The sequence below is a fragment of the Micromonospora rhizosphaerae genome, assembly GCF_900091465.1.
GTDB lineage: Bacteria > Actinomycetota > Actinomycetes > Mycobacteriales > Micromonosporaceae > Micromonospora > Micromonospora rhizosphaerae.
The window spans coordinates 6,350,357-6,374,129 of the sequence record NZ_FMHV01000002.1 but is presented as its reverse complement, the minus strand read 5'-3'; the positions used below and the strand labels follow the sequence as shown (position 1 = coordinate 6,374,129).

Genomic DNA, 23,773 nt, shown 5'->3' with positions numbered 1-23,773 from the left:
GCAGACAGGGTCGAGGCTGGTTCGTGCGAGGACGCCGGCCGACCGGTCGGCGCGACGAAACGGGAGGCAGTCCATGGCCACGACCAACGGGATCACCTGGTTCGAGATCGGCTCCGACCGGCCGGCGGAGGCCGAGAAGTTCTACGGCGAGCTGTTCGGCTGGACCTTCGAGGAGCAGGGCGGCCCGGGCGGGTCGTACCGGGTGACGGAGGCCGGCGCGGGCGAGGGGATCGGCGGGGCCATCCGGGCCACCGACGGAAAGTCGCCGAACTACGCGATCTTCTACGCGGAGGTCGCCGACGTGGCGGAGACCTGCCGCCGGGCCGAGGCGGCCGGTGGCAAGGTCCTGGTGCCGCTGCGGACCGCGCCGAGCGGGCTCACCTTCGCCCACCTGCGCGACCCGTCGGGCAACCACCTCGGCGTCTTCACGCCCCCGCCCGCCGACCAGGGGTGAGACCGGGCGCCGTCCGCCCCGGCCAGGCAGCCGGGGCGGACGGCTCCTGCTCACTTGTCGGTCGTACCCTCCGGGGCGTGGTGGCCGCGGCCGCCCGGGCCCGGGAAGACGCCGGCCTCGACGGCCTTGGTGATCGCGTCGGCCTGCTCCTGGGTGAGCTTGCCGTCCTTGACGGCCTGGTCCAGCCGTTCCTTGAGCTGCGCCTGCCGGTCCTCGCCGGAGGGCCGTTCGGGGCGGTCGGCCTGGTGCTGCTCGCGCAGCTTCGCCAGGGCCGCGGTGACCTTGTCGGTGGGGACGCCCAGCTCCTTGGCGAGCGCCTCGGCGAACTCGGCCTGCCGGTCGGCCCGCTGCTGCTGCCGGTCGGTGCCCTGGTCGCTGCTGCTCGCGCTCGGCGTCGGGGTCGCGTCGTCGGCGAACGCCACCGTGGGGGCGGCGATCCCCACGCCGAGCACTCCGGCGGCGGCCAGGCCGGCCAGCAGGTGCTTCTTGGAAATCGTGCGGGACATCAGTCCTCCAGGTTGTCCGTGGTGCGATGACGTCACCGACAGTGACGGTCGCGGCTGGAGGAAACCCGTCAGGACCCTATGAACGCGCTGGCAACCCACCCGGCCACCCGGACAAACCGCCTTCGCTCGCACCCGACTCCCCTCGTCGATCATGAAGTTGTTGTCAGCCGCCCCGGCGAGTCGCGACAACAACTTCATGATCAGCGGGCCGGGCCGGGCCGGGTGGGGTGGGGTCAGTGGACGGCGGGGGAGACCGTCAGGGTGCCGGCGTCGGCGTCGAGGGTGGCCGCGGTGCCGACGGGGACCGTGAGCTGGCCGACGCCGTGGCCGATCGGGAGGCCGCCGAGGACCGGGACCCCCAGGTCGCCGAGGCGCTCGGTGAGCACGTCGGCGACCTGCGTTTCCCAGCCGTCCGCGCAGTCGGTGAACTGGCCGACCGCCACCCCGGCGATGCCGTCCAGCGCGCCGCAGCGGCGCAGGTGGGTGAGCATCCGGTCGACCTTGTACGGCGGCTCCTGCACCTCCTCGACCAGCAGCACCGCCCCGGTCAGGTCGGGCATGTCCGGGGTGCCGATCGAGGCGGTGATCAGGCAGAGGTTGCCGCCGAGCAGCGGCCCGACGGCCCGGCCGGGTACGCGTACCCGGAAGGTCTCCTCCTCGGCCACGGCGGCGACGGTGACCGGCTCGGTGGTCATCAGCGCGGCGTGCAGCGACTCCGCCGACCGGGGTGGGGTCCGGTCGTCCAGCCAGGCCGCGCCCGGGCCGTGCACGCTGGCGAGGCGGGCGCCGCGCCAGAGGGCGAACTGCAGGGCGGTGATGTCGGAGAAGCCCGCGACCACCTTCGGGTCCCGGCGGACGGCGTCCATGTCGATCAGGTCGACCACCCGCTGCGCGCCGTAGCCGCCCCGGGTGCAGATCACCCCGCGCACCTCCGGATCGGCGAAGGCCGCGTTCAGGTCGGCCGCGCGCAGCTCGTCCCCGCCGGCCAGATAGCCCTGCCGGGCGTACGCGTTCGGCGCCAGCACCGGCCGCAGCCCCCAGCCGGTGAGCAGCTCGATGCCCCGGGCCACCCGCTCGGGCCGGGTCGGGCCGGACGGCGACACCAGCATCACCGTGTCGCCGGGGCGCAGGACGGGTGGCAGGACGGTCTCGATCACAGCGGCACAGCCTAACCGTCGCCGCAACCCGGCCGAGCCGTTCCGGGGGGCGGTCGGCGCACGGGATAGCCTCGACGTCGTGGCGACCGCGCTGGTGATCGAGAACGACCCGACCGACGACCTCCGCCGGCTGGGGGAATGGCTGACCGAGGGGGGACTCCAGCTGCGGGTGCTCCGCCCGCACGCCGGCGAGGAACTCCCCGCCGACCTGGAGGGATACGCCGCGCTGGTGGTCCTCGGCGGCGAGCAGCAGGCGTACCCGCTGCCGGACGGCAGCCCCGGCGCGCCCTGGTTTTCGGCCCTCGAGGGGCTGCTGCGCAAGGCGGTCCGGCACCGGCTGCCCACTCTCGGCATCTGCCTCGGCGCGCAGCTGCTCGCCACCGCGCACGCCGGCCTGGTGGAGCGGAGCCCGTCCGGCCCCGAGGTCGGCCCCGCGGTGGTCGGCAAGCGGGACGCCGCCGAGGCCGACCCGCTCTTCCGGTACGTCCCGCTGATCCCGGACGTGCTCCAGTGGCACTCCGACGAGATCACCGAGCTGCCCCGGGGCGCGACGCTGCTCGCCGCCTCCACCCGCTACCCGCACCAGGCGTTCCGGCTGGGTGACCGGGCCTGGGGGCTGCAGTTCCACATCGAGTGCGACACCGCGATGATCGCCGAGTGGGCGCGGGACTCCCAGCTCCTCGCCGAGCTGGGCTACGACCCGGAGCTGGTGGTGGCCGCCTGCGACCGGGTGATGGTCGACGTCGAGGAGGTCTGGCAGCCGTTCGCCATCCGGTTTGCCGCCCTCGCGCTCGGCGAGCTGGACGACGACCCGACCCGCCGCAGTCTGCCGCTGCTCGGGCACTGAGATGACCCGACCGACGAGGGCACGCCTCGCCCGGTACGGCTTCGGCACCGCGGAGGGGGACGGCGGCGCCCGGGCCGCCGACCTGCTCGGCCCGGACGGGCTCGGGCTGTGGCGCCCCGACGAGCAGGAGCCGACCGACGAGCGCGCCGCCGAGCTGCTGGCCGCCCTCTCCCGGGCCGCCGATCCGGACCTGGCCCTTCGTCAGCTGCACCGCCTGGTCGAGGCGGAACGCCGCGCCGCCGACAAGCCGGCGGTGCTCGACGCGTTGCACGACGACCCGGGGCTGCGTCGCCGACTGATCGCCGTGTTGGGCGCCTCCTCGGCGCTCGGCGATCACCTGGTGGCCAACCCGGCGCAGTGGTCGGTGCTGGCCACCGCCCCGGACGGGCTCGCCCCCACCGCCGAGGGCCGGCTCGATCTGGCCGCCGCCGCCCGGCTGACCGCCGCAAACGGGCCGGTCGCGGTGCTTCGGCAGGCGTACCGGCTGGCGCTGCTGCGGATCGCGGCGGCCGACCTGACCGGCGGCCGGGGCCTGGAGCAGACCATGGCGGCGCTCTCCGCGCTCGCCGACGCCACCCTCGCGGCCGCGTACGAGATCGCGGTGGGCGAGCTGCCGGACGGGACGCCGCGACCCCGGCTGGCCGTGGTGGCGATGGGCAAGTGCGGCGGCGACGAGCTGAACTACGTCTCGGACGTGGACGTCATCTTCGTCGCCGCCGACGACGCCGACCTGACCGCCGCCACCACGGTCGCCACCCGGCTGATCCACGTCTGCGGGCTGGTCGCCTGGCCGGTCGACGCCGCGCTGCGCCCCGAGGGCAACCGGGGGCCGCTGGTCCGTACCCTCGCCAGCCACCTGGCCTACTACCGGCGCTGGGCCCGGACCTGGGAGTTCCAGGCGTTGCTCAAGGCCCGGCCGGCGGCCGGTGACCTCGACCTGGGCCGGGAGTGGATCGACCAGCTCGCGCCGCTGGTCTGGCGGGCCGCCGAGCGTCCGGAGGCGGTCGAGGACGTCCGCTCGATGCGCCGGAAGATCATCGACAGCGTTCCGCCGAAGGAGCTGGAGCGGGAGATCAAGCGCGGCCCGGGCGGGCTGCGGGACATCGAGTTCGCCGTCCAGCTGCTGCAACTGGTGCACGGCCGGGGCGACGAGTCGCTCCGGGCCCCGGGCACCATCCCGGCGCTGCGCGCGCTGGTCGCCGGCGGCTACGTCGGCCGGGCCGACGGGGAGGCGCTGCTGCGCGGTTACCGCTTCCTGCGCGGCGTCGAACACCGGCTCCAGCTGCAGGCCCTGCGTCGCACCCACACCGTGCCGACCGAGCCGGCCGCCCTGCGCTGGCTGGCCGCCGCGCTCGGCTACACGGCCACCCCGGGCCGCAGCGCCGTCGAGGAGTTCCGCGCCGAGTGGGTCACCCACGCCACCGAGGTACGCCGGCTGCACGCCAAGCTGCTCTACCGGCCGCTGCTGGAGGCGGTGGCCCGGGTCCCCGCCGACGGGCTGCGGCTCACCCCGGAGGCGGCCCGGCACCGGCTGGAGATCCTCGGCTTCGCCGACCCGGCCGGGGCGCTGCGTCACCTCCAGGCCCTCACCGGCGGGGTGAGCCGGACCGCCGCGATCCAGCGGACCCTGCTGCCGGTGCTGCTCAGCGAGTTCGCCGACGCGCCCGAGCCGGACCGGGGGCTGCTCAACTACCGGCAGGTCTCCGAGAAGCTCGGCAGCACCCCCTGGTACCTCCGCCTGCTGCGCGACGAGGGGCCGGTGGCCCGCCGGCTGGCCCGGGTCCTCGCGCTGTCCCGGTACGCGGCCGATCTGCTGGCCCGGGAGCCGGAGGCGCTGCGGCTGCTGGCCGAGGACAGCGAGCTGACCCCGCGCCAGCGGGAGGTGCTCTGCGAGGGCTTCACGGCCGCCGCGGCCCGGCACGCCGACCCGGAGCAGGCCACCCGGGCGGTACGCGCGCTGCGCCGCCGCGAACTGGTCCGGCTCGCCTGCGCCGACGTGCTCAGCCGGGCCGGCGCGCTCGCCCCGCTCGCCGAGCGCGGACCCCGCGCCGCGCAGCCCGGCGCACGCCCCGGGCCGGCGCCGACGCTCGCCGACGTCACCGCCGTGGGCGCCGCGCTGTCGGACGTCACCGACGCCACCCTGGCCGCCGCGCTGCGTACCGCCCGGGCCGCCCAGCCGGCGTTGCCCGGGCTGCGGTTCGCGGTGATCGGCATGGGCCGGCTGGGCGGGTACGAGTCCAACTACCTCTCCGACGCCGACGTGCTCTTCGTCTACGACCCGCCGGCCGGGGCCAGCGAGAGCGCGGCCAGCGCGGCCGCCCACGCGATCGCCGAGGAGTTGCGCCGGCTGCTCGGCGTGCCCGCTCCCGACCCGCCGCTCGGGGTGGACGCCGACCTGCGCCCGGAGGGGCGGCAGGGCCCGCTGGTGCGCAGCCTCGCCGCGTACGCGCAGTACTACGCCCGCTGGTCGAAGGTGTGGGAGGCGCAGGCGCTGCTGCGCGCCCGGTTCGTCTGCGGCGACGCCGACCTGGGCGCCGAGTTCGAGGCGATGATCGACCCGGTGCGCTACCCGGCCGACGGGCTGACCCGCGAGCAGGGGGTGGAGATCCGCCGGATCAAGGCCCGGGTGGAGACCGAGCGGCTGCCCCGCGGCGCCGACCCGGCCACCCACACCAAGCTCGGCCGGGGCGGCCTGGCCGACGTCGAGTGGGCGGTGCAGCTGCTCCAGCTCCGGCACGCCGGCCGGCTGCCGGCGCTGCGCGGCACCCGTACCCTCGACGCGCTCGCCGCGGCCCGGGACGCCGGACTGGTGGACGCCGACGACGCCGCCGCGATGGCCGCCGGCTGGACCCTGGCCGCGCAGGTCCGCAACGCGCTGATGCTGGTCCGCGGCCGGGCCGGCGACCAGCTGCCCCGGCACGGCTTCGAGCTGGCCGGGGTGGTCCGGCTGCTCGGGCGGGACGACCCGGGCGAGTTCCTCGACGAGTACCTGCGCACCGGCCGGCGGTCCCGGGCGGCGATGGAGCGGGTGTTTGATGCCTGACGCGCTCACCCGCCCAGTCCCCGCCCGCGCCGATTCCCGCACCGAGCCCCGGTCCCTGCCCGGCTGGCTTCCGGCCACCGCGGCGGCGCTGCTGCTCGCGGCGGCGTTCCTGCTCGCCCCGCCGATGGGCACGGACCTGGCGGCCCAGGTCGCCCGGGCCGGGTTCGTCGAGCGCCACGGCGGCGCGCCGATCGACTTCGGCTGGTACGGCGGGGTGAACCAGTACGGCTACAGCCTGTTCACCGCCCGGCTCGGCGCGTGGCTCGGGGTACGGCCGCTGGGCGCGCTCGCCGCCGTGGTGGCCGCCGCGGCCCTGGGTTGGCTCTTCGTCCGGCACCGGGCCCGGCGTCCGGTGCTCGCCGGGGTGCTCGGCGCGGTGGTGCTGGTCGGCAACCTGGCCAGCGGCCGGATCACCTTCGCGGTCGGCCTGGCGTTCGGTCTGCTCGCCCTGTGCGCGGTGAGCGCGGCCCGGCCGGCCCGGCCGCTGCGGCTGGTGCTGGCCGCCCTGCTCGCCGCGCTCGCCACCTGGGCCAGCCCGGTCGCCGGTCTCTTCACCGGCCTGGCCGGGGCGGCGCTGCTCCTCGGCAGCCTGCGGGGCGGCGCCGGACCGGGCCGACCGCTGCCCGGCGGCTGGCGGGCCGACCGGCCGCTGGCGGAGAGCCTCGTGCTCTGCCTCGCGCCGGCGCTCGCCCTGGCCCCGATGGCGGTGCTCTTCGGCAACGGCGGGACCCAGCCGTACTCCGCCGAGTCGATGCGGATCAACGTCGCCCTGGCCGTGCTGGTGTTCTTCGTCGTACCCCGCCGCCGTCGGGTGCTGCGCGTCGGCGCCGTGCTCACCGTGTTGCTCCTCGTCGCGGCGTTCTACCTGCCCAGCCCGATCGGTTCCAACGCGCTGCGACTGCCGATGCTCTTCGCGCTGCCGCTGCTCGCCGGGTACGCGCCGCTGCCCGGCCCGTGGCTGGCCGGGCTGCTCGCCGCCACGGTCTGGTGGCAGTCGCCGGTGATGACCAGCGACGTGGCCCGGGCGGGCTCGGCGGAGAGCGCGGCCGCCGTCTACCGGCCGCTCGTCGACGAGCTGGCCCGGCGCCAGCCGGTGGGCCGGGTCGAGGTGGTGCCGCTGCGGGACCACTGGGAGTCGGCGTACGTGCCGCCGACCGTGCCACTGGCCCGCGGCTGGGAACGGCAGGCCGACACCGACCGCAACCCGCTCTTCTACGCCGACGGCCTGAACGCCGGCTCCTACGCCGGGTGGCTGCGCCGGGAGGCGGTCAGCTACGTGGCGCTGGCCCCGGACCGTCCGCTGGATCGGTGGGGGCGCGCGGAGGCCGACCTGGTCCAGGCCGGTCAGCCCTACCTGCGGGAGGTCTGGCGGGACCCGACGTGGCGGCTGTACGCGGTGGTCGACCCGACGCCGCTGGTCGGCGCGCCGGGTCGGCTGCTCGCCTCCGACCAGGGCGGGATGCGGTTCACCACGGACCGGCCCGGCGACGTGCCGGTCCGGGTGCGGTGGTCCCGCTGGCTGACCCTGAGTGGCCCGGACGGCTGCCTGACCGCCGCCGCCGACGGCTTCGTGACGGTGCGGGTCAGCGCGCCGGGGGAGTACCGGGTCAGCAGCTCGCTGCGGCCGTCCGGACAATGCTGACCGTGGACCATCACCGCCTCATCCGCTACTCGGGGTTCGCCGGGTCGCTGCTGCTCGCCCTGGCCGCCTTCCTCGGTGGCGCCCATCCCTCATCCCCGTTGCGCACCAACCCGGTCCTCATCTGGCAGGGCCGGCACGGACCCCTGGTCATCGGCGCGTGGCTGGTCGGCACCGGGCTGATGGCCTGGGCCTGGTGGTCCCTGCGGGACCGGGTGCCATCGGCTCGGTGGGCCCTGGTCACCGCCGGGCTCTGGCTGCTGCCGATGCTGCTCGCGCCCCCGTTCGGCAGCCGCGACGTCTACGCGTACGCCTGCCAGGGCGCCAGCTACGCCAACGGGATCAGCCCGTACGAGCACGGGGTCTCCACGCTGCCGTGCCCGTGGCTGGACACCATCTCCTACATCTGGCGGGACTCTCCGGCACCGTACGGGCCGCTCTTCGTCATCATCGCCGGCACGGTGGTGAAGGCGACCGGCTCGCTGATCGCCAGCGTCGTGGTGTTCCGGGTGCTCGCCCTGGCCGGGGTGGCACTGACGGCGTGCGCCCTGCCGGCGCTGGCCCGCCGCTGCGGCGTACCGGTCGAGCGGGCGCTCTGGCTGACGCTGGCCTGCCCGCTGGTCGCCATCCACCTGATCGGCGGGCCGCACAACGACGCGCTGATGATCGCCGCGGTGGTCGGCGGGCTGGCCGTGGTGGCGTCCCGGCCGGGACGCCCCGGGCCGCTGCTGGCCGGGGGCGCGCTGCTCGGCGTCGCCGTGGCGATCAAGCCGACCGCGCTGGTCGTGGTGCCCTTCGGGGCGCTCGCGGCGATGGTCGGGCCGTACTCGATCCGGACGCTGATCCGCGACGGCGGGTGGGTGGTCGGCGCGGCCGTCGCCACGGTGGTCGGAGTGACCTTCGCCGGGGGCCTGGACTTCGGCTGGGTCGGCGGGCTGTCGCAGGGTGGCGTGGCGATCGCCTGGACCTCCCCGCCGACCGCGGTCGGGCAGGCGGCCGGCTCCATAGCGGCGCTGTTCGGGGCGCACGTCGACGCGCTCCCGGTGACCCGCGGAATCGCCGTGGTGCTCCTGGCCGTGCTGCTGGTGTGGCTCTGGTTCCGGGCCCGCACCCGGGACCCGCTCTACCACGCGGGCCTGGCGTTGGCCCTGACGGTCTCCCTCTCCCCGGTCGTGCATCCCTGGTACTGGACCTGGCCGCTGGCCGTGCTCGCCGCCACCGCGCCGCTGCGGGAGAAGTGGTACCTCGTGGTCGCCCTGGTCTCGTTGTTCCTGATCCTGCCCGACGGCACGGGCCTGCCCCGGTACACCAGGACGCCCGGTGCGCTGCTGATGACGCTGCTGGTGATCGTGGTCGCCGTCCGGTTGGTACGGTCGGCTCGGGCGGCCCGCCAACCGGCCCCCGCCGACTGAGGAGAGGTGCCGGTGACCGACCGCGGCGCAGCGGCCGACGGGCCCGGCCGGGCCTGGGCCGCGCGCTACGCGGGGCTGGTCGGCGCCGTGCTGCTGACGGTTGCCGGCTGGCTGGGCGGGGCGCTGCCCACCGACGCGGTCAGCTCCACGCCGGTCGGCATCTGGCGGGGCGCGCACGGGCCGTGGAGCGTCGGCTGTTGGCTGGTCGGCAGCGCCCTGATGGTGGGCGCCTGGTGGTCGCTGCGGCGGGGCGCACCGTCGACTCGCTGGGCGTACCTGACCGCCGGGCTCTGGCTCCTGCCGCTGCTGGCCGCGCCGCCGGTGGGCAGCCGGGATGTCTACTCGTACGTCTGCCAGGGCTGGGCCTGGACGGAGGGCATTGATCCGTACCGGGTGGGGGTGGCGGCGGCCGGCTGTCCCTGGGCGCACGCGGTCGCGCCGATCTGGCGGGACACCCCGGCGCCGTACGGGCCGTTCTTCGTGCTGCTGGCCGGGCTGGCGGTGGTCCTCGGTGGCGGCCTGGTCGGCGCGGTCGCGCTGCTGCGGGCCCTGGCCGTGGCGGGGCTGCTGCTGGCCGCGCTGTGCCTGCCCGGGCTGGCCCGGGCCGCCGGGGTGCCGACCCGGCGGGCGGCCTGGCTGGCGCTGGCCTGCCCGCTGGTCGGCGTGCACCTGGTCGGCGGCCCGCACAACGACGCGCTGCTGCTCGGCCTGCTCCTGTTCGGCCTGCTGGTGCTGGTCCGGCTGCCCGGCAGACCGCGGGCGCTGCTGGTCGCCGGGGTGCTGCTCGGGCTGGCGGTCGCGGTGAAGGCCGTCGCGGTGGTGGTGCTCCCGTTCGCCGCGCTCGCCGCGGTGTCGGGCCGCTACACGGTACGGGCGCTGCTGCGGGACGCCGCCTGGCTGGCCGGGGGAGTGGTGGCCGCGCTGCTGGTCACGTCGCTGGTGACCGGGCTGGGCTTCGGCTGGGTCCGCGGCCTGGCCCGCAGCGGCGACTCCGAGCAGTGGACCTCCCCGCCGACCGCGGTGGGCTTCGTCGTCGACTACGCCGGTGCCCTGGTCGGCCGGGAGCCCGACGCGGTGCCGGTGGCCCGGATGGTCGCGCTGGTGCTGCTCGCGGCGCTGCTGATGGCGCTCTGGTGGTGGGCCTGGACGTCGCTGCGCCGGCTCAACGACGCCCGGCAGCGGGTGGCCCGGCTGGCCGCCGCCCGACCGCGGGTGACCCTGACCGGGGCAGGACTGGCGCTGGCCGCCACGGTCCTGCTCGGCCCGGCCTTCCACCCCTGGTACGCCACCTGGCCACTGGCCGTGCTGGCGGTGGCCACGGTGTCGGTGCGGCGCACGGTGTGGTTCGTGCTGCCCTGCGCGGTGGCCTCCTTCCTCACCCTGCCGGACGGCAGCGGCCTGGCCCGGTACACCAAGGCCCCGGGCGCCATCGCGATGACCGCGCTGGTGCTGGTGCTCGTGGTGTTGGGGGCCCGGGCGGCGCTGGCCTGGCGGGCCAGGCAGGCTCGGCGGGCCTGATCGAGGATCCGCGGCCGGGGTGGCCAGGTACGCCCGACGTGCTCTGGTCCGGCCCTCCGTCAGGTGCCCCGCCTGTGCGGGCAGCTCCAAAGGGACTCCGGAAGGCACTCACACGCCGACGCGAACAAGCCGGAAGGGCTTGACGGCCCGCACCGCCGGGCCTATGTTTAACGCATCCGTTAATTAACAAGGTGGTTATACAAGTGCCAGGTGATCGACTCAGCGTCATCTTCGCGGCGCTGGCGGACCCGACCCGCCGGGCGATCCTCGCCCGGCTGGCCGAGGGGGACGCCACCGTCACGGAGCTCGCCGAGCCGTTCGCGATCAGCCTCCCGGCCATCTCGCGGCACCTCAAGGTGCTCGAGCAGGCCGGCCTGATCACTCGGGCCCGCAGCGCCCAGTGGCGCTCCAGCAGTCTCAACCCGGAGCCGCTGCGCGAGGCGACGGCCTGGATGGAGCGCTATCGGCAGTTCTGGGACACGAACTTCGACCGGCTCGACGCCCACCTCAAGCGGATGCAGCAGGCACAGACCGAGCAGAGCGAGCAGTGACAGAGAGGACAACACCATGACCGAGACCACGGCGACCGAGGAACTCGTCATCACCCGCGTCTTCGACGCCCCGCGCAAGCTGGTCTGGCGCGCGTTCACCGACCCGGACCAGTTCGCCCAGTGGTTCGGCCCGGTCGGTTGGTCGGTGCCGCGGGACACCGTCGACATGGACGTCCGGGTCGGCGGGCACCAGCGCTTCGTCATGGTCAATGACGAGGACCCGAACATGACCTCGCCGGGCGACGGCATCTTCAGCGAGGTCGTCGAGCACGAGCTGCTGGTCGGCTACGAGGAGGTCAAGGACTTCCCCGGCCTGCCCGACGGCACCCGGATGACCTTGCGGCTGGAGTTCCACGAGGAGCCCGGCGACAAGACGCGCCTGGTGCTGCGGCAGGGCCCGTTCCCCGTGGACGTCCGGACCGGTGCCGAGCAGGGCTGGGGCAGCTCCTTCACCAAGCTGGACGCACTGCTCGCCCGCTGAGCGCGTCACGGCGTACGGAAACGGCCGGGCCGGCCCCGCGATCGCGGAGCCGGCCCGGCCGGTAGCTGGTGGTCACCAGTCGAAGGCTGCTCAGCAGTCGAAATACATCGCGAACTCGTGCGGGGTCGGGCGCAGGCGCACCGGGTCGACCTCGTTGGTCCGCTTCCACTCCACCCAGGTGGAGATCAGGTCCGGCGTGAAGACGCCGCCGTCGAGCAGGTAGTCGTGGTCGGCCTCGAGCGCGTCGAGCACCTCGGGCAGCGAGCCCGGCACCTGCTTGACGTCGCCCCACTCCTCCGGCGGCAGGTCGTACAGGTCCTTGTCGATCGGCGCCGGCGGCTCGATCTTGTTCTTGATGCCGTCCAGGCCGGCCATCAGCATCGCCGAGAAGGCGAGGTAGACGTTCGCCGACGGGTCCGGCACCCGGAACTCGACCCGCTTGGCCTTCGGGTTGCTGCCGGTCACCGGGATTCGGGTGCAGGCGGAGCGGTTGCGCTGCGAGTACACCAGGTTGACCGGCGCCTCGAAGCCCGGCACCAGGCGGCGGTACGAGTTGACCGTCGGGTTGGTGAAGGCCAGCAGCGACGGGGCGTGGTGGAGCAGACCGCCGATGTACCAGCGAGCGGTGTCCGACAGGCCGGCGTAGCCGGTCTCGTCGTAGAACAGCGGCTCGCCGTTCAGCCAGAGGCTCTGGTGGGTGTGCATGCCGGAGCCGTTGTCGCCGAAGAGCGGCTTCGGCATGAAGGTGGCCGTCTTGCCGTTGGCCCAGGCCTCGTTCTTCACGAGGTACTTGAAGAGCTGGAGCTGGTCACCGGCGTGCAGCAGGGTGGAGAACTTGTAGTTGATCTCGGCCTGACCGGCGGTGCCGACCTCGTGGTGCGAGCGCTCCACGGTGAAGCCGGTGTCGACCATCCGGCGCACGATCTTGTCGCGCAGGTCGGCGTAGTGGTCGACCGGCGGCACCGGGAAGTAACCACCCTTGTAGGCGGTCTTGTAGCCCCGGTTGCCGCCCTCCTCCTCGCGGCCGGTGTTCCAGGCGCCCTCGATGGAGTCGATGTAGTAGAAGGCCCGGTTCGGCGCGGTCTCGTGGCGGATCGAGTCGAAGATGTAGAACTCCGCCTCGGGGCCGAAGTACGCGGTGTCGGCGATGCCGCTCGCCGCCAGGTACGCCTCGGCCTTCTTCGCCACGTTCCGCGGGTCCCGGGAGTACGCCTCCCGGGTGAACGGGTCGTGGATGAAGAAGTTCAGCGCGAGCGTCTTCTGCGCCCGGAACGGGTCGATGAAGGCGGTGGCGACGTCCGGGAGCAGGAGCATGTCCGACTCGTGGATCGCCTGGAAGCCACGGATCGACGAGCCGTCGAACGCGAGGCCCTCGGTGAAGAGTTCGTCGGACACGGACTCGACCGGCAGGTTGAAGTGCTGCATCACGCCGGGCAGGTCACAGAAACGTACGTCGACGAACTTCACGTCCTCGTTCCTGAGGTATCGCAGGAGTTCCTCGGGGTTGGCAAACACATGTCCTCCTGGCACGTCCACTCCGGTGGCTGGGCTCCTGGCGACGCTATGACCGTGGGGTTGCCCGGCCGTGTCTCCTTTGTTTCTGCCGTGTTACGTCCCTCGCGGAGCGTCATCTCGGCCGCTCAGGCACCTCCGGATCTCCGTTCGGACGATACCGACAGCGACGATGTACCGCCAATTGATGCCTTTGGCCCGAATTGACGGGGGATGCGGATCCGTCGCTTGTCACCCGCCGCGACGGCCTCCGCCGGACGGTCCGGTGCCCCTGGCTACCCTTGACCGCTGTGACCAACCCCCATGACCCGGCACCGGTGCCGCCCGCCGCAGACCCCGACTTCACCCCGCCGAGCCTGGGCCGCCGGTTCGGGGCGCTGGTCATCGACTGGGTGCTCTGTCTGCTGGTGTCCAACTTCTTCGCCGACCCGATGCGGGACGGCTGGGCGCCGGTGCTGGTGCTGATCCTCGAGTACGGCTTCTTCCTCGGCCTCTTCGCCCAGACCCCCGGCATGTACATCGCCCGGATCCGCTGCGTCGCCTGGGCCGACGGCGGCCGGATCGGCCTGATCCGCGCCCTGCTCCGCGGCGTACTGCTGGCCCTGGCCGTGCCGCCCCTGATCATGGACGGCCACCGCCGCGGCCTCCACGACCGCCTCACCGGCTCGGTCATCACCGACGCCCCCCGCCCCTGAGGTCCGCGATCTTGCACTTCCGGTGCCGACAAACGACGTGAAACAGCGCAAAGTGGCCGCCGAAACTGCAAGATCGCGGGCGGGGGAGCGGGTCAGCGGCCGCGGGTCTGGCGGAAGGCGCCGCGTGGGGGGCGCATGTTCTTCGGGATCGCGCCCTTCGGCATCTGCGGGCGGGCGGTGAGCGCCTTGAGCCGCTTGTCCAGCGCGTTGACGTCCTTGGGGGAGAGGCTGCGCGGCAGCCGCATCAGGGTCATCCGCAGCTTGCGGATCGGCAGCTCGTCCTCGCCCTGGCCGATCATGTAGTCGTGCAGCGGGGCGGTGCCGATCACCTTGGCCAGCCGCCGCTTCTCCTGGCCGAGCAGGCCGCGGACCCGCTGCGGGTTCCCCTCGGCCAGCAGAATCACGCCGGGTCGGCCGATCACCAGGTGCACCATGTCCATCTGGGTGGTGGAGCTGACGGCCGGCGTCACCCGCCAGTCGCCGCGCATGCTCTCCATGATCTGCGCCGCCGCGCCGGGCTGCCCCTCGGCGGCGTTCATCATCGCCTTGTTGGACCGCAGGTTGAGCACGATCAGCACGGCGAGCAGGGTGAGCAGGATGCCGATCGGCAGGTAGATCCAGCCCCAGAGGATCACCGCGACCACGGTGAGCGCGAGCGGGATCAGCACCGCCGCGGCGGCCAGTGGCGCGAACCACCTGTCCTGCTTGGCGGTGAACCGGAACACCATCCCGATCTGCTTCAGCCGCTGGCCGAACGAGACCTTCTCCTGGGGCTTTGCCATACCGCAGAGTCTAGTGGTCGCCGCGCCCGCCGTTGATCCGCGGCCGTCCCTTCCGGCACTCGGTCCCGCGCGGCTGAGTACCTTACGTCGCCGCCCACCCGCTGAGGAGGCGGAGTAAGGAGGGGGACGGGGCGAAGATCAGGCGGCGCACCCATGCCCCGGGGCCACCTTCGCGCGGAGAGTCAGTGTCGACAGCGAAAGACACCGCACGACAGGGGAACCGAGATGTTCGGCAACGACGCAGACCTCCTACTCACCATCCACCGCACCCACGCCGCCGAGCTGCAGGCCGACGCGGCCGCGGACCGGCTCGCCCGGGCGCTGCCCCGCCGCCACCCGCGCGGCTGGCTCGGCCGGCGCCACCACGCCGCCCGGACCACCGACACCCGCCGGTGACCGCCCCCGCCCAGCCGGTCGCCCGACCGGCCGCCGCGCCGCCGGCGCCGCCCGCCGCCGGACGGGTCGACCGCGGCGCGGCGCGGGTGCTGCCGCCCGACCGGCCGGCGCCGGTCGGCGAGGCCGGTCCGGCCGCCACGGGGGCGGCCGGGCCCGGTCCGGCGAGCCCCGGAGACCGACCGGTCGGCGGGGACGGCACTCGCGGCCGTCATGGCATGCTCGATGCCGTGACCGTACGCGCCGCCAGCACCGTCCTCGTCGGCCGCCAGCCCGAGGTGGCGGCGCTGCGCGACGCGCTCGGCCGGGCCCGCGCCGGGGAGCCCACCACCGTCCTGGTCGGCGGGGAGGCCGGCGTCGGCAAGACCCGGCTCCTGGAGGAGTTCGGCGTCCTGGCCACCGACGCCGGAGCCCGGGTGCTGGTCGGCCAGTGCCTCGAACTGGGCGAGGCCGGCCTGCCCTTCGCGCCGTTCGCCGCCGCGCTGCGCGAGGTGCTGCGCCGCGACGGCCCGGGCGTCTTCGAGGGGTACGAGGCGGAGTTCGCCCGGCTGCTGCCCGAGCTGGCCCGAGTGCCGGCCGGCGTCGCGGCACCCACCGGCCTGCCCGTGACGGACACTCCGCGCGGCTACCTGTTCGACCTGGTCGCCGACCTGTTCCAGCGGATCGCCACCGGGCAGCCGCTGGTGCTGATGATCGAGGACCTGCACTGGGCCGACCGGTCCACCCGGGACCTGATCGGCTTCCTGGTCCGGGCGGCCCGGTCCGCCCGGCTGTTGCTGATCTGCACCTACCGCACCGACGAGCTGCACCGCGGCCACCCGCTGCGCCCGTTCCTCGCCGAGCTGGACCGGGCCCGGGGCGTCGAGCGGGTCGAGCTGGGCCGGCTCGACCGGGACGGCACCGCCGCGATCCTGGCCGACCTGCTCGGCGGGGAACCCGCCGCCCGGGCCGTCGACGACGTCCACACTCGGACCCAGGGCAACCCCTTCTTCATTGAGGAACTGGCCGCCGCCGGCAACCCGGTCGGCTGCGCCGCGCTGCCGGAGACCCTGCGGGACCTGCTGCTCGCCCGCGTCGACCGGCTGCCCGAGCCGGCCCAGCGGGTGCTGCGGATCGCCGCCGCCGGCGGCACCCGCTTCGCCCATCAGCTCCTCGCCGAGGTCGCCGGCCTGCCCGAGCACGAGCTGGAGGACGCGCTCCGCTCCGCCGTGGCCGCTCAGCTCGTGGTGGCCGACCCGGACGGCGACTACGAGTTCCGGCACGCCCTCGTCCGCGAGGCCGTCCACGACGAGCTGCTGCCCGGTGAGCACGCCCGGCTGCACGCCCGGTACGCCGCCGCGATCGAGGCGCAGCCGCACCTGGTGGCCGCCGGCCGCGCCCCGGCCGAGATCGCCCACCACTGGTACGCCGCGCACGACCACCGCCGGGCCCTGGTCACCGCCCGCGCCGCGGCCTGCGCGGCCGCCGACCGGTACGCGTACGCGGAGCAGAGCCGGCTGCTGGAACGGGTGCTGGAGCTCTGGGAGCTGGTGCCGGACGCCGCCGACCGGCTGGGCATGGACCACCTCCGGGTGCTGGAGGAGACGCTCGACGCGGCGACCACCGCCGGGGACTACAGCCGCGCGGTCACCCTCACCCGGGCCGCGCTGGCCGAGGTGGACACCGACGCCGAGCCGCTGCGCGCCGCCCGGCTGCTGGCCCGCCGGGGTCGGCTGCTGGCCGTGCTCGGCAAGAGCGACGGCGCCGCCGAGCTGCGCGAGGCGTACCGGCTGGCCGCCGGGGTGCCGGACGGGCGGGAGCGGGTCGGGCTTCTCGCCGACATCGCGGCGTACCTGATGAAGGTCGATTCGGAGCAGGCCGCCCCGGTCGCCGCGGAGGCGATAGCCGCCGCCGAAGCGCGCGGCGAGGACGTGGCGCTGCTGCGGATCGCCCTGCTCTGCCGCGCCGACAAGACCCCCGACCTGGGGCTGGCCGAGCTGCGCCGGGCGGAGGCCCGGGGCCGCGCGGAGGGCAACGCGCCGGCGCTGGTCAGCGCGCTCGTCCACCTCTCCGACGTGCTCTTCGAGCTGGGCCGCTACGCCGAGTCGGAGGAGGCGGCCGCCGCCGGGGTGACCGAGGCGCGCCGGGTCGGGATCAGCCGCTCCACGGGGGCGTACCTGCTGTCGAACCGGGCCGAGGCGCTGATCGCGCTGGGGCGCTGGGACGAGGCCGACGGGGCCTGCGCCGAGGCGGCCCGAATCGACCCGCCCGGGGTCTCCGGCCTGCACTGGCTCCAGCTGCGGGCCGGGCTGCGGCTGGCCCGGGCGCACCCGGCCGCCGACGAGCTGGTCAGCCGCGCGCTGGCCTTCCTCGCCCGGCCGTACCTCTGGCCGAACCACCGGCTTCCGCTGCACGAGCTGCGAATCGAGGCCGCGCTGGCGGCGGACGACAAGGTCGAGGCGGTGCGGGCGGCCCGTACCGCTCTGGCCGACGAGCGCCTGCCCGAGCAGCCCCGAGAGGGGTGGCCCGTGCTCAGCGCCGTCGCCCGTACCGCCGCGCTGGTCGCGGACGCCGACCTCGCCGCCGAGGTGTTTACGATGGCCGCCGCCCTGCCCGTCCGCTATCCGGCGGAACGGGCGCACGCCGCCCAGGTCACCGCGATCCTGGCGGCCGGCGGCACGGCGCTGCCCGCCTGGCGGGCGGCGGTCGACGGGTGGCGGGCGAACGGGCAGCCGTACCCGCTGGGTCGGGCGCTGCTCGGGCTGGCCGAGGCGGCCGCCGCCGCGGGGGAGCGGGACACGGTGGCCTCGGCGGTGCGGGAGGCCGGGGAGATCGCCGACCGGCTCGGCGCGCGGCCGCTCGCCGAGCAGGCCGCCACCCTGGCCCGCCGGGTCGGGCTGCGGGGCGGGGGCCGCCCCGGCCCCGACCTGCTCACCTCCCGTGAGCAGGAGGTGCTGCGGCTGGTCGCCGAGGGGCACAGCAACAGCCGGATCGCCGAGCAGCTCTTCATCTCGCCGAAGACGGCCAGCGTGCACGTCTCGCGGATCATCGCCAAGCTCGACGTCAGCAACCGGGTCGAGGCCGCCGCCCTGGCCCACCGCCTCGGCCTCCTGGAGCGGGACCCCGCGGGTGTGCCTCAGCCGCGCGGCACGTAGATGCGCCAGCCGTCGATCGTGACCAGCTTCAGGTCGCCGGGTTTCGGTCCCAGGCGGTGATCGAGGCGGGCGGCAAGCGGTGAGCCCGCGGGGGCGACCCAGGCCGGGGCGGCGGCCCGCTCCACCGCCCGCCGGTACGCCGGGTAGCGGTCGTGGCCCGGCCGCAGCTCGTCGTCGACCACCGCGCAGACCACGTCCTCGCCGCTGGCGAAGGTGAGCCGGTTGCAGGTCCAGTAGCCCCCTCGTACCTGCCGTACGGCGAGCTGCCGCAGGGTGTCGACCAGCGCGCGGTGCCGGGCGGCCTCGGCGTGGGTGGCCGGCACGGTGCCGACCGCGCCGTGGGTGGCGACGGCGGCCGTGCCGAGCAGGGCCGCCAGCACGGCCACCGCGACGATCCGGGCGGCCGACCGGCGGCGCGCCGCCGCCCAGAGCGGCCAGAGCAGGGCCGGCGTGGCGATCGCCAGGCAGGAGAGGTAACGGGCGCTCTCCATCGGGGTCCGCCCGGCCGCGCTGCTGACCGTGTACGCCCCGAGCACCGCCGCCGCCGCCAGCACCAGCGCGAGCCGCACCGCCGCCCGCGCCCCGTCCGTGACCGAGACCGGACGGTCGTGGAGGGTGTGCCAGGCGGTGCAGGCGGCGAGGACGAGCAGGATCGGGAACACCGCCGCCCACCAGAGCTGCCAGGTGGCGCAGTGGTTCGGCGCGCAGAGGCCCATGCCCAGCGACGGCCCGAGCACCAGCCCGCCGTGCAGCCGCTCGCCCCAACCGGCCGCCGCGTCCCCGCCGCCGGCGGCCAGGACGGCCGCCAGGGGGTTGCGCCCGTGCCGGACGCTGTCCAGCAGCATCGGTGCCGCCCCCAGCAGGGTCGCGGCGCCGACCACCAGGCCGGCGCGGCCGGCCAGCTCTCGCCGGCGCCACACCATCAGCACCACGCCGGTCGCGACGATGTACGGCAGCAGCAGCGGGTCGACCCAGATCATCAACCCGGAGATCAGCCCCCAGGCCGCCCAGCGGGTCAGTCGGGCTCCCGGCCGCCCGGCGCAGAGGTCGAGGGTGAGCAGGGCGAGGCCGACGCCGGCCGGGTTCAGCTCGGGGTAGCCGCCACCGGCGATCAACTGGTTCTTGACGATCCGGTCCGAGCCGAGGGCGAGGAAGCCGACGACCAGCAGGGCGAACCACCGGTCCCCGCCGAGTCGCCGGGTCAGCCGCCAGATCAGGGCGAGGAAGAGCGCGTAGAGCGCGAGGGTGGGCAGCCGCAGCGCGAGCACCGAGGGCCCGGCCACCGCGAAGACCGGTGCGGCCAGGTACGCCTCCAGCGTCCCCATGTACGCCTGGCCGTAGAACCAGACCGGGAACTCCTGGCCGCGGGCGATGTGCAGGGCGGCGAGCCCCATCGTCGCCTCGTCGCTGTTGGTCGGCGGGGCGTCCGCCAGCAGCAGGGCTAGCCGGTAGCCGACCCCGGCGAGGGCGGCGAGCAGGGTGAACAGCACCGGCAGCCGGGGACGCCGGGGCGTGCGCGGGCCTCTGGCCTCGCGCGGCTCCTGGCGTACCCCCGCGGTCATGCCCGTGATCATGGCATCCGGAGCACCGGCGGACGGCCGGTGACACGGGATTGGCCGGCTCAGCCGGCGGTGGTGACCGCCTCGCGGGCCTCCAGGGCCTGCCGGTAGAGCCGCCCGGCCCGGTACGACGAGCGCACCAGCGGCCCGCTCATCACGCCGGCGAAGCCGATCTCCTCGGCCTCCTCGCGCAGCTCGACGAACTCCTCCGGCTTGACCCAGCGGAGGACCGGGTGGTGCCGGGGGGAGGGGCGGAGGTACTGGGTGATGGTGATCAGCTCGCAGCCGGCCTCGTGCAGGTCGCGCAGCGCCTGGGAGACCTCGGCCCGCTCCTCGCCCATGCCCAGGATCAGGTTGCTCTTGGTGACCAGCCCGGCGGCGCGGGCCTGCCGGATCACGTCCAGCGAGCGCTCGTAGCGGAACGCCGGTCGGATCCGCTTGAAGATCCGCGGCACCGTCTCGACGTTGTGCGCGAGCACCTCCGGCCGGGAGCTGAACACCTCGGCGAGTTGCTCGGGGATCGCGTTGAAGTCGGGGATCAGCAGCTCGACGCCGCAGCCGGACTGCAGGGCGTGGATCTGCCGGACCGTCTCGGCGTAGAGCCAGGCGCCGCCGTCGGGCAGGTCGTCGCGGGCGACGCCGGTGATGGTGGCGTAGCGCAGGCCCATCGCGGCGACCGACTCGGCGACCCGGCGGGGCTCGTCGGCGTCGAACTCGGCCGGCTTGCCGGTGTCGATCTGGCAGAAGTCGCAGCGCCGGGTGCACTGGTCGCCACCGATGAGGAAGGTGGCCTCCCGGTCCTCCCAGCACTCGTAGATGTTGGGGCAGCCGGCCTCCTGGCAGACGGTGTGCAGCCCCTCGCGCGAGACCAGCCCGCGCAGCTGGGTGTACTCCGGCCCCATCTTGGCCTTGACCTTGATCCACGGCGGCTTGCGCTCGATCGGCGTCTCGGCGTTGCGCGCCTCGATTCGCAGCATCCGCCGCCCCTCGGGGGCGACCGTCGCGGTGCGCGCAGGCTGCTCAGTCTTCGGCGCGGAGTGCTCGATCGTCACAAGGCCGAGCCTACGCCCGACGGTGGCCGTCGATGGACCTCGGGCGACCGGCGTCACGCCCCAGACCATGTGACACCGGACACCAGCGGCGAAATATCGGCGTCACACGCACGGCGATCGGGTGCTACGGTCTCGGCAACAGCGACGACGGAGCCGAGTAGCGCACCGGTCCCGCCAGTCCAGAGAGCCGCCGGTTGCTGCGAGGCGGTCTGGTCCCGGCGCGCGAAGACCCTCCCGAGCTGCGGGAAGAACGGCGCCCGCGCCCAGTAGAGCCCGCCCGGCTGGCCCCGGTTACCAGGCGACGAACGAGGCTCCCCGCTGACGCGGGGGGCGAAGGTGTGGTGGCACCGCGAGGACCCGCTCGCCCACACCTCCCGGGGATCGCGTTGCGATTGATCGAGGAGGTAACCGCCGTGCAACGCATCCTTTCCACCCAGCTCACCGCCCATGTCGGCGAGACCGTGCGGGTCGCCGGCTGGGTGCACCGCCGCCGGCTGCTCAAGTCGGTGGCCTTCCTGATCGTGCGGGACGCCGCGGGCCTGGCCCAGGTGGTGGTCACCGACCCGGCCGCCCGCGCCGAGCTGGAGCAGCTCACCGAGGAGAGCGTCATCGAGGTCACCGGCACGGTGGTCGCGAACGACACCGCGCCCGCCGGGGTCGAGCTCACCGACCCGGCGGTACGACCGCTCGGCGCGCCCGCCGTCCCGCCCCCGTTCGACCTGTACCGGCCGGCGCTCACCGCGACCCTGCCCACCCAGCTGGACAACGCCCCGACCGCGCTGCGCCACCCGTCGCGGTCGGCGGCGCTGCGCATCTCGGCGGCGAGTGTGGCCGGGTTCCGGGCCGCCCTGGACGCCCACGACTTCGTGGAGATCCACACCCCGAAGGTGGTCGCCTCGTCCACCGAGAGCGGAGCCAATGTCTTCGCGCTGGACTGGTTCGGCCGGCCCGCGTACCTCGCGCAGTCACCGCAGTTCTACAAGCAGCTCATGGTCGGCGTCTTCGAACGGGTCTATGAGGTCGGGCCGGTGTTCCGGGCCGAGCCGCACGACACCGTCCGGCACCTGGCCCAGTACACCTCGCTCGACGTCGAACTGGGCTTCATCACCGACCACCGGGACGTGATGCGCGTGCTGCGGGACACCCTCGCCGGGATGCTGGACGCGGTCGGCGACCGCGCCGGGGCGGCGCTGGCCACCCTCGGGGTGACCGCCCCGGAGGTGCCCGCCGAGATCCCCACCGTGCACTTCACCGAGGCGCTGAAGATCGCCGGGGCGCCGGCCGACGAGCCGGACCTCGCCCCGGCTCACGAGCGGGCGCTGGGGGAGTGGGCCCGGAAGGAGCACGGCTCCGACTTCCTCTTCGTCACCGGGTACCCGATGGCGAAGCGGCCCTTCTACACCCACCCGGACCCGGCCCGGCCGGCGTACTCCAACGGGTTTGACCTGCTGTTCCGGGGGCTGGAGCTGGTCACCGGCGGGCAGCGGCTGCACCGGTACGACGACTACCTGGCCGCGCTCGCCGCGCGCGGCGAGCCGGTCGAGCCGTACGCCGGCTATGTGGACGCCTTCCGGCACGGCATGCCGCCGCACGGCGGCTTCGCCATCGGGCTGGAACGCTTCGTCGCCCGGCTGACCGGCGCGGCCAACGTCCGCGAGGTCACCGCCTTCCCCCGCGATCTGCACCGGCTGACGCCGTAGCCGCAGACCAGGGTGGCCACCGGAGCCCTGGTTGCGGGCCCGGATCAGCGCGAGCGGCCGGAAGCCCGAACCGTGACCGGATCCCCGGCCGGGCCCGCACCCAACGGCGCGAGCGGGAGGCACCGCTTGTGGTCGGTGGCCCGGTAGCGGGCGACCAGCGCCTGCTCGACCTCCGTCGGGACCGGCCGGCCCTCCAGGTAGTCGTCGATGTGCTCGTACGCCAGGCCGAGGGCGTCCTCGTCGAGCCGGCCCGGGGCCAGGCTCTCCAGGTCGGCGGTGGGCGCCTTGCCGACCAGTTCGGCGGGAGCGCCGAGCGCCTGGGCGATCGCCCGCACCCGACGCTTGGTCAGCCCGGTCAGCGGTACGACGTCCGCCGCGCCGTCGCCGTGCTTGGTGAAGAAGCCGGTGACCGCCTCGGCGGCGTGGTCGGTGCCGACGACCAGCCCGTCCATCGCCCCGGCCACCGCGTACTGGGCGATCATGCGCTGCCGGGCCTTGATGTTGCCGTGCACGAAGTCCTGCTGGGCGGCGTCCCGGAAGGTCAGCCCGCCGGCCACCAGTGCGTCCAGGGCGGCGTCGCTGGCCGGCTTGACGTCTACCGTCAGCACCCGGTCGGCCCGGATGAACTCCAGCGCCGCCTGGGCGTGGTGCTCGTCGGCCTGCACGCCGTACGGCAGTCGCATCGCGACGAAGATGGCCGGGTGGCCGGCGGCGCGGGCGCGTTCGGCCGCGAGCTGGCAGAGCCGGCCGGCGGTGGTGGAGTCCACTCCGCCGCTGATGCCCAGGACCAGCGCCGTCAGCCCGGTGTCGACCAGGCGGTCGGCGAGGAAGACGACTCGGTGCTCGATCTCCTGGTGCGCGTCGAAGGTGGCGGTCACCTGGAGTTCGTCGGCGATCTGCTGCTGCGTCGACATCACGTCGGTCATCGGGGGTCCTTCCGGGGGTCAGGCGGGGCCGAGCAGGTCCCAGGGGTTGCCCTCGATGTCGCGGAAGACCGCGACCCGGCCGTAGGGCTCGGTGCGCGGGGGCTTCACGAACTCGACGTTCGCCTCGCGCATCCGCCGGTAGGCGGCCTCGAAGTCGTCGACCCGGAGGAAGAAGCCGACCCGGCCGGCGACCTGGTCGCCGACCACGGCCTGCTGCCGTTCGCCGTCGGCGCGGGCCAGCAGCAGGCCGGTCTGCGCGCCCGGCGGGCGGACCACCACCCAGCGCTTCGGGCGGCCGTCGTTGGTCAGCGACGGCTTGTCCTCGACCAGTTCGAAGCCGAGCACCTCGGTGAAGAAGTCGATGGCCGGGTCGTACTCCGCGACGACGAGGGTGACGAGATCGATCCGCACC

Annotated in this window: 20 protein-coding genes; 12 read left to right on the top strand and 8 right to left on the bottom strand. The window is 74.7% G+C overall.

Going from position 1 to position 23,773, the window contains the following annotated elements; genetic code table 11:
* Positions 1-73 precede the first annotated feature (73 nt).
* Positions 74-454: a VOC family protein gene (locus GA0070624_RS29955; protein ID WP_091346451.1), complete on the top strand. Its 381-nt coding sequence runs from the start codon at positions 74-76 to the stop codon at positions 452-454.
* 50 nt (positions 455-504) lie between these two features.
* Here the strand turns inward: GA0070624_RS29955 and GA0070624_RS29950 are convergent, their stop codons facing one another.
* Positions 505-960, bottom strand: a complete 456-nt coding sequence (locus GA0070624_RS29950) for a hypothetical protein (protein WP_091346449.1) — start codon at positions 958-960, stop codon at positions 505-507.
* 233 nt (positions 961-1,193) lie between these two features.
* Positions 1,194-2,069: a S66 peptidase family protein gene (locus GA0070624_RS29945; protein ID WP_091350133.1), complete on the bottom strand. Its 876-nt coding sequence runs from the start codon at positions 2,067-2,069 to the stop codon at positions 1,194-1,196.
* A 127-nt stretch (positions 2,070-2,196) separates the two neighbouring features.
* On the opposite strand from GA0070624_RS29945, the gene GA0070624_RS29940 reads away from it, so the two are divergent.
* The 7 genes from GA0070624_RS29940 to GA0070624_RS29910 all read left to right on the top strand — a co-directional run bounded on the left by GA0070624_RS29940 (position 2,197) and on the right by GA0070624_RS29910 (position 11,608).
* Positions 2,197-2,964: a type 1 glutamine amidotransferase gene (locus GA0070624_RS29940; protein ID WP_091346447.1), complete on the top strand. Its 768-nt coding sequence runs from the start codon at positions 2,197-2,199 to the stop codon at positions 2,962-2,964.
* 1 nt (position 2,965) lies between these two features.
* The gene (locus GA0070624_RS29935) at positions 2,966-6,007 is read left to right on the top strand and encodes a bifunctional [glutamine synthetase] adenylyltransferase/[glutamine synthetase]-adenylyl-L-tyrosine phosphorylase (protein ID WP_091346445.1); all 3,042 of its coding nucleotides are present in this window, start codon (positions 2,966-2,968) and stop codon (positions 6,005-6,007) included.
* Between the two features lie 124 nt (positions 6,008-6,131).
* Positions 6,132-7,649: a hypothetical protein gene (locus tag GA0070624_RS29930; protein ID WP_425413564.1), complete on the top strand. Its 1,518-nt coding sequence runs from the start codon at positions 6,132-6,134 to the stop codon at positions 7,647-7,649.
* Entirely contained in the window at positions 7,643-9,058 is a 1,416-nt protein-coding gene (mptB, locus tag GA0070624_RS29925; protein ID WP_091346443.1) for a polyprenol phosphomannose-dependent alpha 1,6 mannosyltransferase MptB, read from the top strand. The genes GA0070624_RS29930 and mptB (GA0070624_RS29925) overlap by 7 nt, the downstream gene beginning before the upstream one ends.
* A 12-nt stretch (positions 9,059-9,070) precedes the next feature.
* The gene (gene mptB / locus GA0070624_RS29920; protein WP_091350125.1) at positions 9,071-10,576 is read left to right on the top strand and encodes a polyprenol phosphomannose-dependent alpha 1,6 mannosyltransferase MptB; all 1,506 of its coding nucleotides are present in this window, start codon (positions 9,071-9,073) and stop codon (positions 10,574-10,576) included.
* Between the two features lie 203 nt (positions 10,577-10,779).
* Positions 10,780-11,127: an ArsR/SmtB family transcription factor gene (locus tag GA0070624_RS29915; RefSeq protein WP_091346441.1), complete on the top strand. Its 348-nt coding sequence runs from the start codon at positions 10,780-10,782 to the stop codon at positions 11,125-11,127.
* Between the two features lie 16 nt (positions 11,128-11,143).
* The gene (locus GA0070624_RS29910; RefSeq protein ID WP_091346439.1) at positions 11,144-11,608 is read left to right on the top strand and encodes an SRPBCC family protein; all 465 of its coding nucleotides are present in this window, start codon (positions 11,144-11,146) and stop codon (positions 11,606-11,608) included.
* Positions 11,609-11,698: 90 nt separating this feature from the next.
* On the opposite strand, the gene glnA is transcribed toward GA0070624_RS29910, so the two are convergent.
* Positions 11,699-13,123 (bottom strand): type I glutamate--ammonia ligase, encoded by a 1,425-nt coding sequence (gene glnA / locus GA0070624_RS29905; RefSeq protein WP_091346437.1) that lies wholly within the window; start codon positions 13,121-13,123, stop codon positions 11,699-11,701.
* A gap of 287 nt (positions 13,124-13,410) precedes the next feature.
* Here glnA and GA0070624_RS29900 point away from each other — a divergent pair, with 287 nt between their 5' ends.
* Entirely contained in the window at positions 13,411-13,815 is a 405-nt protein-coding gene (locus tag GA0070624_RS29900) for an RDD family protein (RefSeq protein WP_091346434.1), read from the top strand.
* A 92-nt stretch (positions 13,816-13,907) separates the two neighbouring features.
* Here the strand turns inward: GA0070624_RS29900 and GA0070624_RS29895 are convergent, their stop codons facing one another.
* A complete protein-coding gene (locus tag GA0070624_RS29895) occupies positions 13,908-14,597 on the bottom strand; it encodes a DUF4191 domain-containing protein (RefSeq protein ID WP_091346432.1) in 690 nt (229 codons plus the stop codon).
* A 225-nt stretch (positions 14,598-14,822) separates the two neighbouring features.
* Between GA0070624_RS29895 and GA0070624_RS35100 the strand changes: the two genes are divergently transcribed.
* Together GA0070624_RS35100 and GA0070624_RS29890 are read left to right on the top strand one after the other, a co-directional pair.
* Positions 14,823-14,993 (top strand): hypothetical protein, encoded by a 171-nt coding sequence (locus GA0070624_RS35100; RefSeq protein ID WP_176731928.1) that lies wholly within the window; start codon positions 14,823-14,825, stop codon positions 14,991-14,993.
* Positions 14,990-18,124 carry a helix-turn-helix transcriptional regulator gene (locus GA0070624_RS29890; RefSeq protein WP_245719060.1) on the top strand — a complete coding sequence of 1,045 codons (3,135 nt, stop codon included), beginning with the start codon at positions 14,990-14,992 and terminating at the stop codon, positions 18,122-18,124. The genes GA0070624_RS35100 and GA0070624_RS29890 overlap by 4 nt, the downstream gene beginning before the upstream one ends.
* Here the strand turns inward: GA0070624_RS29890 and GA0070624_RS29885 are convergent.
* The gene (locus GA0070624_RS29885) at positions 18,106-19,686 is read right to left on the bottom strand and encodes a hypothetical protein (protein ID WP_091350119.1); all 1,581 of its coding nucleotides are present in this window, start codon (positions 19,684-19,686) and stop codon (positions 18,106-18,108) included. The genes GA0070624_RS29890 and GA0070624_RS29885 overlap by 19 nt on opposite strands.
* Before the next feature lie 59 nt (positions 19,687-19,745).
* The gene (gene lipA, locus GA0070624_RS29880; protein ID WP_091346430.1) at positions 19,746-20,804 is read right to left on the bottom strand and encodes a lipoyl synthase; all 1,059 of its coding nucleotides are present in this window, start codon (positions 20,802-20,804) and stop codon (positions 19,746-19,748) included.
* Positions 20,805-21,148: 344 nt separating this feature from the next.
* Here lipA and aspS point away from each other — a divergent pair, with 344 nt between their 5' ends.
* Positions 21,149-22,435: an aspartate--tRNA(Asn) ligase gene (gene aspS / locus GA0070624_RS29875; RefSeq protein WP_091350116.1), complete on the top strand. Its 1,287-nt coding sequence runs from the start codon at positions 21,149-21,151 to the stop codon at positions 22,433-22,435.
* A gap of 44 nt (positions 22,436-22,479) precedes the next feature.
* Here aspS and nadE read toward each other — a convergent pair whose 3' ends face one another.
* Both nadE and GA0070624_RS29865 read right to left on the bottom strand, forming a co-directional pair.
* Positions 22,480-23,361: an ammonia-dependent NAD(+) synthetase gene (gene nadE, locus GA0070624_RS29870; protein ID WP_091346428.1), complete on the bottom strand. Its 882-nt coding sequence runs from the start codon at positions 23,359-23,361 to the stop codon at positions 22,480-22,482.
* Between the two features lie 18 nt (positions 23,362-23,379).
* On the bottom strand, positions 23,380-23,772 hold the full coding sequence (locus tag GA0070624_RS29865) for a VOC family protein (RefSeq protein WP_091346426.1): 393 nt from the start codon (positions 23,770-23,772) through the stop codon (positions 23,380-23,382).
* Between the last annotated feature and the right edge of the window lies 1 nt (position 23,773).

Bases quoted from the DNA above. Each gene is read 5' to 3' on its own strand.
- GA0070624_RS29955 (WP_091346451.1), top strand. From the start codon at position 74: ATGGCCACGACCAACGGGATCACCTGGTTCGAGATCGGCTCCGACCGG.
- GA0070624_RS29950 (WP_091346449.1), bottom strand. From the start codon at position 960: ATGTCCCGCACGATTTCCAAGAAGCACCTGCTGGCCGGCCTGGCCGCC.
- GA0070624_RS29945 (WP_091350133.1), bottom strand. From the start codon at position 2,069: ATGCTGGTGTCGCCGTCCGGCCCGACCCGGCCCGAGCGGGTGGCCCGG.
- GA0070624_RS29935 (WP_091346445.1), top strand. From the start codon at position 2,966: ATGACCCGACCGACGAGGGCACGCCTCGCCCGGTACGGCTTCGGCACC.
- GA0070624_RS29930 (WP_425413564.1), top strand. From the start codon at position 6,132: ATGGGCACGGACCTGGCGGCCCAGGTCGCCCGGGCCGGGTTCGTCGAG.
- mptB (WP_091346443.1), top strand. From the start codon at position 7,643: ATGCTGACCGTGGACCATCACCGCCTCATCCGCTACTCGGGGTTCGCC.
- GA0070624_RS29910 (WP_091346439.1), top strand. From the start codon at position 11,144: ATGACCGAGACCACGGCGACCGAGGAACTCGTCATCACCCGCGTCTTC.
- GA0070624_RS29895 (WP_091346432.1), bottom strand. From the start codon at position 14,597: ATGGCAAAGCCCCAGGAGAAGGTCTCGTTCGGCCAGCGGCTGAAGCAG.
- GA0070624_RS35100 (WP_176731928.1), top strand. From the start codon at position 14,823: ATGTTCGGCAACGACGCAGACCTCCTACTCACCATCCACCGCACCCAC.
- GA0070624_RS29885 (WP_091350119.1), bottom strand. From the start codon at position 19,686: ATGACCGCGGGGGTACGCCAGGAGCCGCGCGAGGCCAGAGGCCCGCGC.
- lipA (WP_091346430.1), bottom strand. From the start codon at position 20,804: ATGGTCTGGGGCGTGACGCCGGTCGCCCGAGGTCCATCGACGGCCACC.
- nadE (WP_091346428.1), bottom strand. From the start codon at position 23,361: ATGACCGACGTGATGTCGACGCAGCAGCAGATCGCCGACGAACTCCAG.